The 14,788-nt window shown below is 61.4% G+C and carries 15 protein-coding genes; 12 read left to right on the top strand and 3 right to left on the bottom strand.

Annotated features, from left to right (window positions below):
• Nucleotides 1-30: 30 nt before the first annotated feature.
• The 3 genes from CPCC7001_RS10280 to CPCC7001_RS10270 are packed head-to-tail and all read right to left on the bottom strand — an operon-like array spanning nucleotide 31 to nucleotide 3,801.
• Entirely contained in the window at nucleotides 31-1,938 is a 1,908-nt protein-coding gene (locus tag CPCC7001_RS10280; RefSeq protein ID WP_006910085.1) for a nucleoside-diphosphate sugar epimerase/dehydratase, read from the bottom strand.
• Nucleotides 1,935-2,879, bottom strand: a complete 945-nt coding sequence (locus CPCC7001_RS10275; protein WP_006911738.1) for a glycosyl transferase — start codon at nucleotides 2,877-2,879, stop codon at nucleotides 1,935-1,937. The genes CPCC7001_RS10280 and CPCC7001_RS10275 overlap by 4 nt, the downstream gene beginning before the upstream one ends.
• A 28-nt stretch (nucleotides 2,880-2,907) precedes the next feature.
• The gene (locus CPCC7001_RS10270; RefSeq protein WP_006911287.1) at nucleotides 2,908-3,801 is read right to left on the bottom strand and encodes an N-acetylmuramoyl-L-alanine amidase; all 894 of its coding nucleotides are present in this window, start codon (nucleotides 3,799-3,801) and stop codon (nucleotides 2,908-2,910) included.
• Nucleotides 3,802-3,935: 134 nt separating this feature from the next.
• Between CPCC7001_RS10270 and CPCC7001_RS10265 the strand changes: the two genes are divergently transcribed.
• The 12 genes from CPCC7001_RS10265 (at nucleotide 3,936) to CPCC7001_RS10230 (ending at nucleotide 14,780) form a co-directional block, all read left to right on the top strand.
• A complete protein-coding gene (locus CPCC7001_RS10265; RefSeq protein ID WP_043369936.1) occupies nucleotides 3,936-4,181 on the top strand; it encodes a hypothetical protein in 246 nt (81 codons plus the stop codon).
• 1 nt (nucleotide 4,182) lies between these two features.
• Complete coding sequence (locus CPCC7001_RS10260) at nucleotides 4,183-4,587, top strand: type II toxin-antitoxin system VapC family toxin (RefSeq protein ID WP_006910755.1); 405 nt, start codon at nucleotides 4,183-4,185, stop codon at nucleotides 4,585-4,587.
• Nucleotides 4,588-4,673: 86 nt separating this feature from the next.
• Entirely contained in the window at nucleotides 4,674-4,895 is a 222-nt protein-coding gene (locus tag CPCC7001_RS15840; protein WP_043368941.1) for a hypothetical protein, read from the top strand.
• Nucleotides 4,896-4,899: 4 nt separating this feature from the next.
• Nucleotides 4,900-5,757: an ABC transporter permease gene (locus tag CPCC7001_RS10250; RefSeq protein WP_006911374.1), complete on the top strand. Its 858-nt coding sequence runs from the start codon at nucleotides 4,900-4,902 to the stop codon at nucleotides 5,755-5,757.
• Between the two features lies 1 nt (nucleotide 5,758).
• Entirely contained in the window at nucleotides 5,759-7,108 is a 1,350-nt protein-coding gene (locus CPCC7001_RS10245) for an ABC transporter ATP-binding protein (protein ID WP_006910319.1), read from the top strand.
• Complete coding sequence (locus CPCC7001_RS14525) at nucleotides 7,102-7,962, top strand: FkbM family methyltransferase (RefSeq protein WP_083782627.1); 861 nt, start codon at nucleotides 7,102-7,104, stop codon at nucleotides 7,960-7,962. Before CPCC7001_RS10245 ends, CPCC7001_RS14525 begins: the two co-directional genes overlap by 7 nt.
• Nucleotides 7,963-8,132: 170 nt before the next feature.
• Complete coding sequence (locus tag CPCC7001_RS15220) at nucleotides 8,133-9,053, top strand: glycosyltransferase family 2 protein (protein WP_156796751.1); 921 nt, start codon at nucleotides 8,133-8,135, stop codon at nucleotides 9,051-9,053.
• Between the two features lie 159 nt (nucleotides 9,054-9,212).
• Entirely contained in the window at nucleotides 9,213-10,805 is a 1,593-nt protein-coding gene (locus CPCC7001_RS15215) for a class I SAM-dependent methyltransferase (RefSeq protein ID WP_156796750.1), read from the top strand.
• Nucleotides 10,806-10,979: 174 nt separating this feature from the next.
• Complete coding sequence (locus tag CPCC7001_RS16030; RefSeq protein WP_369699363.1) at nucleotides 10,980-11,720, top strand: class I SAM-dependent methyltransferase; 741 nt, start codon at nucleotides 10,980-10,982, stop codon at nucleotides 11,718-11,720.
• Between the two features lie 179 nt (nucleotides 11,721-11,899).
• Entirely contained in the window at nucleotides 11,900-12,985 is a 1,086-nt protein-coding gene (locus tag CPCC7001_RS10240; protein WP_006909326.1) for a glycosyltransferase, read from the top strand.
• Between the two features lie 15 nt (nucleotides 12,986-13,000).
• Nucleotides 13,001-13,855, top strand: a complete 855-nt coding sequence (locus CPCC7001_RS10235; protein ID WP_071778298.1) for a glycosyltransferase — start codon at nucleotides 13,001-13,003, stop codon at nucleotides 13,853-13,855.
• 37 nt (nucleotides 13,856-13,892) lie between these two features.
• Nucleotides 13,893-14,780 carry a glycosyltransferase gene (locus CPCC7001_RS10230; protein ID WP_006909596.1) on the top strand — a complete coding sequence of 296 codons (888 nt, stop codon included), beginning with the start codon at nucleotides 13,893-13,895 and terminating at the stop codon, nucleotides 14,778-14,780.
• Nucleotides 14,781-14,788: the final 8 nt, after the last annotated feature.

The following is a 14,788-nucleotide window of genomic DNA, read 5'->3' as shown; positions in this document are numbered from 1 at the left end:
TGAGAACGGCTACCAGGTCAGGTCCGCAGCCTACCGAGGCTGGCCGGCCAGCCCGGTGGACGCGGGGTGGTAGTCGGGCACCAGGCGCTGCAGGGCGGCGAGGGCGCCGGCCTCATCCCAGCGGCGCAGGGCGGCCTCCAGGGCAGCCAGCGGCGGCTCGAGACGCTCGGGCTGCAGCGAGGCCTCGCGGGCCCGCCGGATCAGGGGGTGGGCCGTGGGGTCGCTGGCGGAACCCAGCAGCAGCTCCTCGTGCAGCTTCTCGCCTGGCCGCAGACCGGTGTAGTGGATCTCGATCTCACCGTCGGGATGGTCGGCATCGCGCACGCTGGCGCCGGAGAGCTGGATCATCTGGCGGGCCAGGTCGGTGATCCGCACCGGCTCCCCCATGTCGAGCAGGAACACCTCACCGCCGGTGGCCATGGCGCTGGCCTGGAGCACCAGCTGCACCGCCTCGGGGATGGTCATGAAGAAGCGGGTGATCTCCGGGTGGGTCACCGTGACGGGGCCGCCGGCGGCGATCTGGCGGCGGAACAGGGGCACCACCGAGCCGGAGGAGCCGAGCACGTTGCCGAAGCGCACCATCGAGCAGATCGTGCGCTCGGGGTGACGCCCCTGAGCGGCGGCGGCGTTCTGCACCAGGAGCTCGCACAGGCGCTTGCTGGCACCCATGGCGTTGGCGGGGCGCACGGCCTTGTCGGTGGAGATGAGGGTGAAGCGCTCCAGGCCGCAGGCCAGGGAGGCCTGGAGGGCGCTGCGGGTGCCGAAGAGGTTGTTGGCCAGGCCGGCGCAGATGTTGGCCTCCACCAGCGGCACGTGCTTGTAGGCGGCCGCATGGAACAGCACCTGCACGGCCTGGCTGCGCAGCACACCCTCCAGGAAGGCCTGCTCGGCCACGTCGCCGAGCACCTCCACCACCGGCACGGCTGAGCCCCAGGCGGCCAGCTCCTGGCCGATCGCGTAGAGGGCCAGCTCGCTGCGCTCGAGCAGCACCAGCCGCGACGGCCGCAGCCGCAGGATCTGGCGGCAGAGCTCGGAGCCGATCGAGCCGCCGGCTCCGCTCACCAGCACGCTGCGGCCGGTGATCGCCGCCCCCAGCAGGGCGGGGTCGGGCGGCACGCTCTCGCGGCCGAGCAGGTCCTCGATCGGCACCGGTCGCAGGGTGTCGATCGTGGCGCGGCCCGAGGCGATCTCCTCCACCGCGGGCACCTGCAGCACCGGCACGCCGAAGCCCTGCAGGCTGGCCAGCAGGCGCCGACGCTCAGCCTGGGGCAGCGAGGGGGTGGAGAGGATGAGCTGATCCACGCGGCTGCTGCGCAGCAGCCGCGGTAGGCGCTCGGGAGGCAGCACCGGCACCCCGTAGAGGGTGCGGTGCCAGAGGCCGGGGTCGTCGTCGAGGAAGGCGGCGATGCGGGTGTCGTGGCCGAGCCGCAACGCGGCGGCCAGCTGGGCGGCGGCCGCATCCGCCCCCACGATCACCACCCGCTGACGCCGGGGCCGCGGCCCCGGGGGCGCCTGGCCGAGCAGCAGGTCGCGCAGGGCGAAACGCAGGCCGCCGGTGAACACCGTGAGCAGGATCCAGAGCAGCAGCCAGCTGCTGCGGGGCGGCGCCGGAAGCTGCAGCTGTAGGCCGGCGAAGGCCACCAGCAGCACCAGCAGGGCGTTGCGGATGGCCAGCTGGTAGAGGGCAGCACTGCCCACGTAGCGGGTGAGCCCCCGGTACTGGCCGCTGAGGGCATAGAGGGGCAGGCCGATCACCAGCACGGTGGGCAGCAGCCAGAGCGACTGCTCCAGCTCCGTCGGCCAGGGATCGGCCAGGCGCAGCAGGAAGCTGAGCCACACGGCCAGGGGCAGCAGCACCACATCGGCCAGCAGCAGGGGCAGGCGACGCAGCAGCAGCGGGATGCGGCCAAGCCGGGGCCAGCGCGGTGGAAGCGTCACCCTGGCGGCGAGAGGGTGGCGCTCACGCTAGGCGGTGGGTCAAAGGGCACCGCCACGCAGCGCTCCAGCCACGCCCCCAGCAGCAGCACGGCGGCGGCGAGGGCCAGCAGCCAGGGCCAGCCCCCCAGGCGCCAGGCCAGGGCCAGGGCGGCGGTGGCGGCGCTGTAGAGCCCGGCCACCCGCCGGTGGCTCCAGCCCGCCTGCTGCAGCCGCTGGTAGAGGTGCAGCCGGTGGGCCTGCCAGAGGCGGTGGCCGGCCCGCAGGCGCCGGAGCAGGCACACGCCGGCATCGCCCAGCAGGGGCAGGGCCACCAGCAGCAGCGGCAACGACTCCCGCCAGCCCGGCGCCGCCAGCACCGCACTGGCGAGCACCGCACCGAGGAAGGTGCTGCCCGCATCGCCCATGAACACCCGGGCCGGGCTCCAGTTCCAGGGCAGGAAGCCGAGCAGGGCTCCCACCAGGGGCCAGAGAGCCGGCTGGCCGCCCCAGGCGGCGGCGGCCAGCCACACCACCAGGCAACCCGCCACCAGGCCGTCGAGGCCGTCCATGAAGTTCACGAGGTTGATCAGGGCGGTGGCGGCCAGGGCGAGCAGCAGCGCCAGCCACGGCGACTGCCCCAGCGGACTCAGCCCCACCAGGAGGAGCGCCGTGGCCAGCTGGGCCGCCAGCCGCGGCCCGGGCGGAAGGGAGCGGCGGTCGTCGAGCAGGCCCACCAGGGCCAGCGGCAGGCAGAGGGCTGGCAGGCGGAGGCCCAGCAGCAGGGCACCAGCGCTGCCCACCAGGGCGAAGACCACGCCGCCGCCGCGGGGGGTGACGCGCCGGTGGGAGCTGCGGGCGTTGGGATGGTCGGGCAGGGCGCGGCGCAGCCCGGGCAGGAGCAGGCCCAGCAGGGTCCAGGAGAGCAGCGCGGCTGCCAGGGCGAGGACGCCAGCTGGGGCCATGGGGGGTGGGGGCATCGCGGCCGGGCTCCTAACCGCCCCGCCGCTCGAGCAGGGTGAACGGCTCGAAACTCACGCTGATGCCGAACTCCTCGGCGAATTCGAGCACGCGGCACCAGGCCCGGCTCTCCCGCAGCAGGCCGCGCAGGATCACCGGAGCGGGGCCGCTGAGCAGGGTCATCTCGAACAGGGGCCAGCCCACCGCGGGCTGCACCTGGTCGTGGCGGTAGGTGGGCGCCACATCGAGGCTGCCGATCAGGATGCGGCGACGGCTGGCCTCCCAGGCGAAGGGGATCTCGTAGCGGCGCAGCAGATCGGCAGCGAGGGCCCAGGAGGTGCCGTGCTCGTCGATCTCCACCGCCAGCTCCTGGCCGCGGGCCGTCATGGTGGCGGCGCGGCGGAAGGCGAGGGGAGAGGGCTTGGCGGCTTCGGGGGGCGGACTGCCGGCCAGAGCGGCGCGGATGCGCTGGCGCAGCTCGTCGCCACCGGTGGGCGGGCCGCCCTTACTGAGCTGCAGAAAGTCCCAGCGCTCGCCGCTGCCGCCCCAGATCACGGGGCCGTAGTTGTCATGCATCCAGCGGCCGTCGCGGTTGGAGGCGGCCTCGGCGTGGGTCATCACCCGCTCGATCGTGATCTCCTCAGCGCCCCAGCCCCAGCCGCGGGCGATCTCGGCCGCCTCGCGGCACATCCGATCGAGCTGGGCCTCGGTGGGCGGGATCGTCCAGGGATCCGGGCGGCCGCCCATGCAGGCGCAGGAGAGGGCCACGGCATTGCTGTTGCGGCGCCAGGTGTGGGCCGGCAGATCGATCGTGTAGGCGTGCAGGCGGTGCAGCGTGCCGTCACCGGCAATGATCGAGTGGTAGTGCCCCGGCCGCACCCAGTCGTAGGGCGTGGCAGCCCAGTGCAGGTAGATCGTGGCCGGCATCGGGGTGGGCGGTGGCGAGGCGGCTGGGCGGACGGTAGCGACGCTGGGGCCTCAGACCCAGGCTGTCCCCAACAGCCGGAGCCCGCCCTGAGCTGAAGAGTGCATGTAGATTGCATTCACTGCGATGCGTGTTGGTGGCCACCCTGCAGATCCGCGACCTTCCCGATCCCCTGCATCAGCTGCTGCAGCTCCGCGCCCGCCGCCATCACCGCAGCCTGAGCCAGCAGGCCCTCAGCGATCTGCAGCAGGCCTGCGGCGGGGACCCCCGCGAGCGACGCCGGCAGGCCCTCGCCGACCTGGAAGCGCTGGCCGTGGAGCAGGCCGGGCAGCCTTTTGATCCACCTCCAGAGGACCTGATCCGCCAGGACCGTTCCCGTTGACATGACGGCCCTGGGATCGTCCAGCCTGGTGCTGGATGCCTCCGCCGTGGTGCGGATCATCGAGGGTTCCAGCCAGGCCGCTGCCCTTCGCGACGCGGTGCTCCGGGCCGATCTGGTGCTGGCACCGGAACTGATGCTCACCGAGGTGGCCAATGCGCTGTGGCGGCTGCAGCGCTCTGGCCAGCTGGAGGCCACGGGAGTGCAGCAGAGGCTGAGCAGGGCCGCGGAGCTGGTGGATCACATCGAGCCCGATCGGCATCTGCAGGTGGAAGCCCTGGCCCTGGCCTGCCATCTGGAGCACCCCGTGTACGACTGCCTGTATCTGGCGCTGGCCCGGCGCGAAGCAGCCGCCTTGCTCACCGCCGATCGACGGATGCATGAGCTGGCGGAGCGGGTGTTGCCCTGAATCGCGCTCCATCTCCGCTACGGAAGGTCGGGTACGGCAAACTGTCTACGCTGACCAGATCCGGCGATACCGCCATCCAGGTGAACATGCTGGAGGCCAACAGCCAGCTCTCCAGGCTGGCGAATTCCGCTCCGGCCGGTGAGGCGGTGATCATCGCCAGCCACGGCACGGCGCCGAACGAGGCATTCAGCGAGGTTGTGGTGCAGGTGCGCCGCCTGCTGATCGCCCAGGCGCAGGTGGAGGGGCTTCTGGCCGGGTTGGCCACGGGCCGCTGGCCTGGCTGCCCTGGCTCGCTGCAGAGGGCCTGAACCGGTGCCCCGTCGCGCTGCGTCACAGACATCCGCCGGCGAGTACCGCCTGGTGCTGGAGCCGAACCGGATCGAGAAGCAGTACTGGCTGGATCTGTGGCGTTACCGGGAGCTGTTCTGGATCCTGGCCTGGCGCGACATCGCGGTGCGCTACAAGCAGACGGCCATCGGCGTGGGCTGGGCGCTGGTCCGGCCGCTGCTCACGATGCTGGTGTTCACCGTGATCTTCGGCCGGCTCGCCAGGTTGCCCTCGGAGGGGGATGCGCCCTATGCGGTGCTGGTGTTCGCCGGCACGATGCCGTGGCAGTTCTTCAGCACGGCGCTCAGCAGCTGCGCCGACAGCCTGATCGACAACGCCAACCTACTCACGAAGGTGTACTTCCCGCGGCTGATCGTGCCGGCAGCCGCGGTGATCACCAGTTTTGTGGATGCCGTGATCGCTCTGCTGATCCTGGCAGGGCTGATGGTGTGGTTCCAATGGTGGCCCAGCTGGCGGCTGCTCACCTTGCCGCTGTGGATGGGCGTGGCCACGGCGGCGAGCCTGGGCCCGGGGCTGTGGCTGGCCAGCCTGAACGTGCAGTACCGCGACTTCCGCTACGTGGTGCCGTTTCTGGTGCAGTTCGGACTTTACATCAGCCCGGTGGGCTTTTCAAGCGCCATCGTTCCGGAGAGCTGGCAGCTGCTCTACGCCCTCAACCCGGTGGTGGGGGTGATCGAGGGATTCCGCTGGGCGATCATCGGCCAGGGCGCCTTCATCAACCCTCTGGGCTTCTGGCTGTCGATGGCGATCGTGCTGGTGCTGCTGCTCACGGGGCTGCGGCAGTTCCGGCGGATGGAGAAGCGATTGGCGGATGTGATCTGAGATGGGCGATTCAGATGTGGTGATCCGAGCGGAGGGGCTGGGCAAGAAGTACGCCCTCCACCATGAGGCCAACCAGGGTTACACGGCACTGCGGGATGTCCTAGCCCGAAAAGCCAGGGCGGCAGGTGCGCTGCTGAATCCCTTCACCCTGGCTGGCCAGCTGCGAATGGGCCGGCGCAAGGCTGCGCAGACTCGCACGGAAGGCGACGAGGAGTTCTGGGCCCTGAAGGATGTGAGCTTCGAGATCCGCCACGGTGAGCGGGTGGGGATCGTCGGCCGCAATGGAGCGGGCAAGAGCACCTTGCTGAAGATCCTCAGCCGCATCACCGAACCCACTACGGGCCGCGTGGAGATCTGCGGAAGGGTGGCGAGCCTGCTGGAGGTGGGCACGGGCTTTCATCCAGAGCTCACGGGGAGGGAGAACATTTACCTGAATGGCGCGATCCTGGGGATGACGCGGCGGGAAATCCGGGCCAAGTTTGAGGAGATTGTGGACTTCGCCGAAGTGCAGAAGTTTCTCGATACGCCCGTAAAGCGCTACTCCAGTGGGATGTATGTGCGGCTGGCCTTTGCGGTGGCGGCCCATTTGGAGCCGGAGATCCTCGTGGTGGATGAGGTGCTGGCGGTGGGGGATGCCGGGTTTCAGAAGAAATGCCTGGGAAAGATGGAGGACGTAGCCGATCGAGAGGGGCGAACGGTACTGCTAGTGAGCCACCAGCTAAGCTCCATTCAGAGGCTTTGCAATAAGGGAATATTTCTGAGAGACGGCATAATTGCCTGTCAAGGATCAAGCGAGGAAGCGGTTAGTGCCTACATGGATTCATCAAGTCATTCCTCGCACTCAATATACAATGTGCTTACATCAATCAATCGCAGCGGATCAGGCGAGGCACGATTTGAGGATGCTTACTTTGTCGAAGCAGACACAGGCAAAAGGACGAACAGCCTAGCGGGAGGCAAGCCTTACTCCTTTAGAATGCTGATAAGGAATAACACGCTCACAACGCTGAGAGATGTAGTGGTAAGCTATGCGATAACAGACATGATAGGCAGCTGTATTCTTCTCTTCAGGTCCACCTTCGAAGCCATCACATTTGATCTAGGCCCAGGGCATACGATGATAGATTCCGCTATAGAGGTTCTGCCATTGGCTCCATCGGCATATTCGATTGTTTTGTTCTGTTCTCACAGAGACTCACAGGTACTCGATAGCATCTCCGATGCAGTTCAGTTATCCGTAGACAACTGTGTCTTCTTTGACTCAGGATCCCCCGGCCTGCCCTCTCACTGTAAGGTCTTAGTCAAGACAACTTGGTCATCGTATAGCTCTACTAACTCGGGTAAATGCTAGATACAGCGAGGAGGTCCATCAAACGTCGAATTCACCGTGCCGCAGAAGCCGTCACGAAGGCGCTTATTAGAGTGTTTAGACTAGATGCGAGGAAGCTCTACTATGAGAGCAGTGGCATTTTAAAGCACGTCGGCTACGCGAGTGGCGAGAAATGGCTTGTTGAACAATTTTTGCCTCGCCTCCTTTCAGATATCGATGAGCCAGTACTACTTGACATAGGCGCAAATGTTGGAGAATACAGCATTGCACTTGCCAAATCACTCCCGTCATGCCGTTGCTATGCATTTGAACCGAACCCAATAACCTTCAAGGAACTCGCTGCCAACACGGGATCCATATCAAATATTAGGCTGTTTAATTGCGGCGCAAGCAGCAAGGGTCAGCGTAGAAGGATTTTTGTCTATAAGTCAGACTCGTCCACTGGCCACGCCTCACTCTACAGGGATGTTTTCAAAGAATTTCACCTTCAAGATGATGGCAACATCGGCTCCTTAGCCTGCTCCATGGAAAGAATTGATGAGTTAGTGGAATCACGCATTATCGCAGAAGCAGAGATTCACTTTATCAAGATAGACACTGAAGGACATGAGCTTGAGTCACTAAAGGGAATGCTTGGGGTGATTAGAGGGGGCGGGGTTAGGGCCCTACAATTTGAGTTTAATGAAATGAATGTTATAAGCCGAGTTTTTCTGAAAGACTTTTATGACATACTTGGAGACGAATGGAGCTTCTTTAGGCTAGACACCAAAAAACTCATTTCACTCGGCCACAGATACGATCCAGCAAACGAGATATTTAAATTTCAGAACATAGTTGCCATTCGGAAATGCTTTCTTCACCATTCCTGCCTGTAATACTTCTATTGACACTTGTCTCAATTGCCATCAGCTGGCCAGGTCCTCACAGCCTCACCCTCGGTGCATAGCACTAGTCAATCTCATCCAATTTTGCCATTTGGCAACTTGAGCACACTTCCACCTCCTAGACGCTCGGTGCCGCCCCCGCAATCCACAAAAGCACGTGCATGGAGACCCTGACCCTGCTGCTACCTGTGCACAACCGAGGCCACTTGACTGCAGGCTTCATCAAACACGTAGCAAAGCTATTACCACCAAGACTTGCCTTAGAAGTGGTGCTCTTCGATGATGGCTGTAGTGACGAAACAATCGTGATAGCAAGCAGAGCATGGCCCGAAGCTGACGTCGTAACCTTGAACGGACATGCATTCTGGGGAGGGTCTCTGAATGCGATTGCCAGTTACGTGCAGGGCAAAGTTAGCCAAGGGAAAGCGTCTGACTACTATATGCTTTGCAATGATGATATCAGGTTTCTCGACCAAAAGAACATCCTTGCCGGCCTAAAGGCTGTAACTGACATGGCCCTGGTCTGCGCTAGAGGAATCATGGTGAGCCATGAAGATATCATCAACTCGGATGAAACACCATTAAGGCCAGAATGGAAACCAGAGCCAGCGATCCACTACAGCGCAAGGAATGGCAGATTCATCCCTGCGTCTGAAAGACAAATAGTCAATGTAGCTCCTACCAGAGCCATGCTAACAACGCCCAAGCCATGGCTCCACGCCGTCGCGGTGCCGTGCAGCATCCCGCATTATCTGTCAGACTATTGGCTGACGTACAACCTGAACAAGCTCGGCTTTCAGATTGCACATCCAGAGAATTTTACCTGCCTCGTATCCTCAGAAACGACGCGAAACCCACAGAAAGCCAAGACCTCAAACTGGCTTGTCCTCAAACTTGCAAGAATCAAAGGGTGCATCACCAAAACATCCCCGATCTATGTACCAGCGTGGATCTCCTTTTACCGCCAAGACCACCTCACGGTGATAAAACGATTGAAGATTCTTAGTCTCTGGCTTCTCTTCAGAATTTCAAACCTAGCTTTTGCGGTCTTTGGCTGTATCAGACGAGGTCAAGGCAACTGACTCCCTGCTGCTGCAGCCTTTGAATGGGCCGTCTGCACAGCAATCCGTGCTTCTGTTGTCGTGGGCTTGCTTGGCGCCCATAATCGATGAGGTCACTATTGCAACGTGGTGCCCCCACTCCTTCTGATCGCCTGGCGCCGCCCACACACGCTGCGCAAGGTGATCGCCGCCATCCGTCCAGTCGCACCGACCCGCGTGTTCGTGGCCTGCGATGGCCCGAATCCAGATCGGCCTGGTGAGGACGACAAAGTTGCCGCCACCAGAGCGGTTATCGATGGCGAAATTGACTGGCCCTGTTACATCGAGCGGCTCTATTCCGAAACCAACCACGGCTGCCGACTTGGCGTCAGCCGTGCCATCAGCTGGTTCTTCGAGAAAGTGGAAGAGGGCATCATCCTGGAGGATGACTGTGTGCCCCATCCAGATTTCTTCCCCTACTGCTCCACCCTGCTGGAGCGCTACCGCCACGACACCCGGGTGTGGTGCATCAGCGGCAACAACTTCCAGGACGGCCGTTGGCGTGGTGACGGGAGCTATTACTTCAGCCGCTACAACCACTGCTGGGGCTGGGCCAGCTGGCGCCGCTGCTGGCGTCATTACGATGCCGACCTTCTCCAATGGCCAGCACTGAAGGAAAGCGGTCTGCTCCAAACAACCTTTGACAACCCCAAGGAGGCGCTCTACTGGTCACGCATCTGGGACAGGCTTCTCGCTGAAGGAGAACCGGACACTTGGGACTACCAGTGGGCCTTCACCTGCCTAGTGAATGGAGGGTTGACCGCACTTCCAAACCGGAACCTAGTTACCAATGTGGGATTCGGCGAAGATGCTTCGCACACCAACAACCATGCCCTACAGGTACCTATTGATAAAGGCCTTCAAAGACTTGTACACCCAGGCACGCTTTTGCGTGATGCCATGGCAGACTCCTACACATTCTCGAATGTGTATCAATCAACCTTTAAGACCAGGGTTTTCTCGAGACTAAAACGAATTTTCTCGGCACTTGGCCAGCGCCAATCCCACCACGAAGAAAAGCGCCCAAAGGCCTCCATCACCAATAAAGAGAAGAAATCAAGGCTCTACAACCCCTATTGGATTCCAAGAAAGAACATAGAAAGTGCCATTGCATCTCTAGAGTCGCTGGTGCATGGAGACGTTCTTGATTTTGGCTGTGGCTCAATGCCCTACAGAAGATGCTTTAGCCATGCTTCGACATACACAGGGCTCGAGTACGATAGCTCCCTCCCCGCAGGCAAGACAATCAGCCATGGAGCCATCCACCTCTATGACGGAAATAGAATACCCTTTGAGAACCAATCTTTCGACTCAATCGTATCTTTCCAGGTCTTTGAACACGTCAGAAGCCTAAACGAATCTATCCTTGAACTTAAACGAGTTGCCAAGCCGGGCTCGATCCTTTTATTCACAGCCCCTCTGTTATGGCCCGAGCATGAAGCGCCTCACGACTACCGCAGGCTCACTCGTTGGGGCTATGAGCTTCTCTGTGCGGAATGCGGGCTACAAGTTAGGCACATCGAGCCGCTAGGCACTATTTATGATGTTCTTATTGTTTTCATCTTGGATTACTTCAATACGCATCGATCATTTTTTATTCGCTCTCTAACACCCCTCCTGGCGCCCCCCCTCAATCTGCTTGCATGCTTACTGACACGCATCGACAGATGGGCGTCAAGACACGATCGCTTTGGCTACTTGGATTCGATGGTAGTGTGCTCGGTGCCAGAATGAGAATACTTTTGAAGCGAGCACATTCCATGCAATTGCGCGCTTACAACTCCAATCAGCAATCAAAGAGTGATTGATTTAACCTCCTATTCCCTGGCTCCTCAGGAGCGCTCAGATTTGGAGTATTTGCTGGTTATATGCGGCAACAACCCGAGCCTAGAGCAGATCTGGAGCCTCATGGACGAGGCATGGAAAATGTGTGGCTGTGATCAACAGCGTTATCAACATGATAGCTATAGGCATTTTTACAGCCACCCTGTATGGCTGTTGAATGGTATTTACATCGAACAAGATCCGATATCTATGGGCCACAGGCACTCCATCGCAGATTCTGTTGCCCAGCTTGGAGCCAAGCGCATCCTCGATTTCGGAGGGGGTTTTGGTACTCTGGCCAGGCTTATAGCAGGCCGTCTTCCTGCCTCCGAGATTTCGATATATGACCCGCATCCACCAGCTCATGGTCTTCAAGCGTGCAGGGAGTATCCAAACATCACCTATGTCGACACACTCTGTCCTCTCAATTACGACACCATGGTCTGCACGGATGTTCTGGAACATGTACACGACCCACTGAGGCTGCTCGCAGACATAGTGGCAACGGTACAACCTGGCGGACATCTCATCATTGCCAACTGCTTTGCTCCAGTGATCTTATGCCATCTTCCCTGCACCTTTCATCTCCGCCATTTCTTCAGCTGGTGCGCTGAATCCCTAGGGCTGCAGCAGGTGGGTCCATGTAAAGGCAGCCATGCATGGATCTATCGCCGAAGAGCTGACGGGACCATAAATCTAAAAAAAGCACGTCGTCGAGAAGCATTCGCAAAACTACTTCATCCCCTCTTCACCCGGGTTGTCCTACCCGCTCGTCCCATCCTCCGAGGGATCAGAGCCCTCCCCTTCATTGGTGTGCCGCGTTGAAAATCTGCCACATCTCCTTCTCTGATGGACAGGGCGGTGCTGCCCGGGCCGCGCAGCGGATTCACTCCTCACTTCAGGAAGGAACGGCCCATCAAGTTTGCGGCTGGATGCGAGTGAATCGGAACCAGAGCACCCAGTCCAGTATCCAGGGGCCAAAAGGAAGACGGGCAGCAGTCCCCTTGGCTCGCAGCCTGTTCGGTGCACTACTGCCTGTCCTCCAGCGCACGAGCAACCCAGTCCTCCACTCCCCCTCCTGCCTCCCCTGCCGGCTCGACAGGGAACTCAACGCCAGCGATGCCGATCTGCTGCATCTGCACTGGGTGCAGGGGGAGATGCTCTCGATCGAGGCCATCGGCCGCCTCCGCAAGCCCCTGGTGTGGACGCTTCACGACTGCTGGGCCTTCAGCGGCAGTGAGCATTACCCCAATGGCCTGGAGGATCTGCGCTACGAGCAGGGCTACCACCACCACAACCGCCCGCCCTGCCATCACGGCCTGGACCTCGACCGCTGGTGCTGGCAGCGCAAACGCCGGCACTGGCGGCGCCCCTTCCAGCTCGTGTGCCCCAGCCGCTGGCTGGCCGGTTGCGTGCAGCGCTCAGCGCTGCTGGGCCACTGGCCGGTGCGGGTGATTCCCTATCCGCTGCCGACGCACATCTACCGGCCTTGGCCCAAGGAGATGGCGCGGCAACTTTTCGGGCTGCCGGCCGAGGGCCCCCTCCTGCTGTTCGGTGCCTTGGGCGGCAGCCGCGACCCGCGCAAGGGGTGGGATCTGCTCGAAGCCGCCTTGCTCCAGCTCGCGCCCACACTGCCCGGCCTCCAGGCAGTGGTGTTCGGCCAGTCACAACCCCCCGATCCGCCACGGGTGGGGCTGCCGATTCACTACGTGGGCACCCTCCACGACGACCAGTCGCTGGCGCTGCTCTACTCCGCCACCGATGTGATGGTGGTGCCCTCGCGCATGGACAACCTCCCCCAGACAGCCATCGAAGCCCAGAGCTGCGGCGTACCCGTGGTGGCCTTCAACACCAGCGGCTTGCCTGATGCAGTGGAGCACCAGCGGACCGGCTACCTGGCCGAGCCTTTCGACCCCGCCGATCTCGCCCATGGCATTGGCTGGGTGCTGGAGAACTCCGAGGGGCGGGAGAGGCTGGGCCGCCAGGCGCGTGCACGCGCCATTCAACTCTGGAGTCCACAGCGAATTGCAAATCTCTATGCTGCCCTGTACGAAGAGGTTTTGTCAGCCACTTTCACTAGCATGGGCTGAGGGTTCTCGCAAGGCTTGGCAAGCATCCCCAAGATAACCGCACACAATCCCCGTGTTTCCATCGTGATTCCCGTACGAGACGTGGATCCATGGATAGAGACGATTAAAGAGAACTTGCGACTGTGCTGCGACAACAACCTGGAGCTGGAAGTCATTTTTGTCTATACGGCAAAAGTCATCGACGCCTCCTTACCATCACTACAAGAAATCACAGCAAAGTTTGCGCAATATCCTGGTCAGATCCGAGTACTGCCGTGTCTTCAGCCTGGGATCTATGCAGCCATGAACAGCGGCATCAGCAGCTCCAGAGGCAACTATCTCCTGTTTCTCGGAGCCGATGACAGGCTTCTTCCTGGCTTCCTGACGGCCATGAGTCTCCTGCAACAGCTCAGGTCAAGCCCTTGCGTGCTGGCTGACGCCCGCCTGCCGGCCAATACAGAGCAAGACCTGCAGGCCATACGCCGATCAGGAGGCAGGGCGGGGCAAGTGCACTGGCTTCTAGGAATGCCCAGAATTCACCAGGCCATCTTCTACCAACGCTCGTACCTGATCAAGCATCATCTTCGCTATGCAACTGACCTCCGCGTCTGCAGCGACTATCTGTTGACCTGCGAGATCCTATCGAACACCAAGGGAAAGAGCAGCGCGATAGATGCCTGCATTGTTGTCTACAATGACGCTGGATTCTCCTCTCGCCACAAGACTCGGCAGCTCTATTGCGAACATGTTTCCGGCTTCTGGCAAAGTCAACATCTACGCATCTACACTCCATTGGTGATTGCAACAAGATTGTTGCTCCTGGCGTTCAAGGCGATATTGAACTCGTTTTTCGGCACCAGCAGCCAAAGCTCGAGCCGGATCTCGTCTTGACTGCTTTCCGGACCAGGACGGCCTTGCTGGGAAGAGCATGACACTCGCCATCGAAAAGACGAAAGTTCTCGCGGGGATTGTTCTTTACCAACCACCTCCCGAGTCTCAAAAGCTCGTTGAAGAGTTGATCTCTCAGGGCTGCGACATCTGCTCGGTGGTCAATGGCCACAGGTCAGTGAAGGATCTCGCGTTTTACGAGGAGCGCTCCATCTGGATCGAGGTCAATAGCGAGAACGTTGGGCTGGCTGGCGCCCTGAATGCCATCATCACTTATTTCCTGGGCAGCAAGTACACCCATCTGTTCCTCTTCGACCAAGACTCAATGCCCGCTTCCGATTTCATCGACACCATGTTGGAGGAGCATCATGCCTTGGCCGCCCACGCATCGAGCATCGCCTGCATTGCTCCGTGTGTGCGTGATTCCAGGCTAGGCCACCTGGGAAAACACCATGTGCGCGCAGCCACCTCAAAGCCAAGCGCCCTTTCCGCCATCACATCCGGATGCCTGTTCACAAAGGATTCCTTGCGCATGGCTGGCCCAATGGACGATGCACTGTTCATCGATGGCATCGATCATGAGTGGTGTTATCGGGCGCAGTCCATGGGCCTCAGGATCAGTCTCTGCCAGAACGCGATCCTGCATCACGAACTGGGCGACTGGTCCATCGCGCTTGGTCGGGTGCGAAAAACGATGCACAGCAACCCCTTGCGTCACTACTACATCATCAGAAACTCTCTCTATCTGGCTCGCAAGCCCTACATCCCATGGCGCTGGAGAGCGCTGGAGCTGCTGAAGACAAGCCGTCGAGCGGTGGCCTACCCACTCTTCAGTCCCGCCCCAGCACAGTCGCTGCAGATGGTGATCCTGGGCCTGATCCATGGCCTAACGGGGCGCATGGGCAAGCTCAACCGCACACCCAAGTAGCCGAACTC

Origin of the sequence: Cyanobium sp. PCC 7001 (assembly GCF_000155635.1) — a bacterium.
Taxonomy (GTDB): Bacteria; Cyanobacteriota; Cyanobacteriia; order PCC-6307; family Cyanobiaceae; genus NIES-981.
This window is presented reverse-complemented; position numbering and strand designations above follow the sequence as displayed.

Coding starts and splice junctions, on each gene's coding strand:
- CPCC7001_RS10230 (WP_006909596.1), top strand. CDS start 13,893: ATGACACTCGCCATCGAAAAGACGAAAGTTCTCGCGGGGATTGTTCTT.
- CPCC7001_RS15840 (WP_043368941.1), top strand. CDS start 4,674: ATGCTGGAGGCCAACAGCCAGCTCTCCAGGCTGGCGAATTCCGCTCCG.
- CPCC7001_RS10260 (WP_006910755.1), top strand. CDS start 4,183: ATGACGGCCCTGGGATCGTCCAGCCTGGTGCTGGATGCCTCCGCCGTG.
- CPCC7001_RS14525 (WP_083782627.1), top strand. CDS start 7,102: ATGCTAGATACAGCGAGGAGGTCCATCAAACGTCGAATTCACCGTGCC.
- CPCC7001_RS15220 (WP_156796751.1), top strand. CDS start 8,133: ATGGAGACCCTGACCCTGCTGCTACCTGTGCACAACCGAGGCCACTTG.
- CPCC7001_RS16030 (WP_369699363.1), top strand. CDS start 10,980: ATGGACGAGGCATGGAAAATGTGTGGCTGTGATCAACAGCGTTATCAA.
- CPCC7001_RS10245 (WP_006910319.1), top strand. CDS start 5,759: ATGGGCGATTCAGATGTGGTGATCCGAGCGGAGGGGCTGGGCAAGAAG.
- CPCC7001_RS10270 (WP_006911287.1), bottom strand. CDS start 3,801: ATGCCGGCCACGATCTACCTGCACTGGGCTGCCACGCCCTACGACTGG.
- CPCC7001_RS10275 (WP_006911738.1), bottom strand. CDS start 2,879: ATGGCCCCAGCTGGCGTCCTCGCCCTGGCAGCCGCGCTGCTCTCCTGG.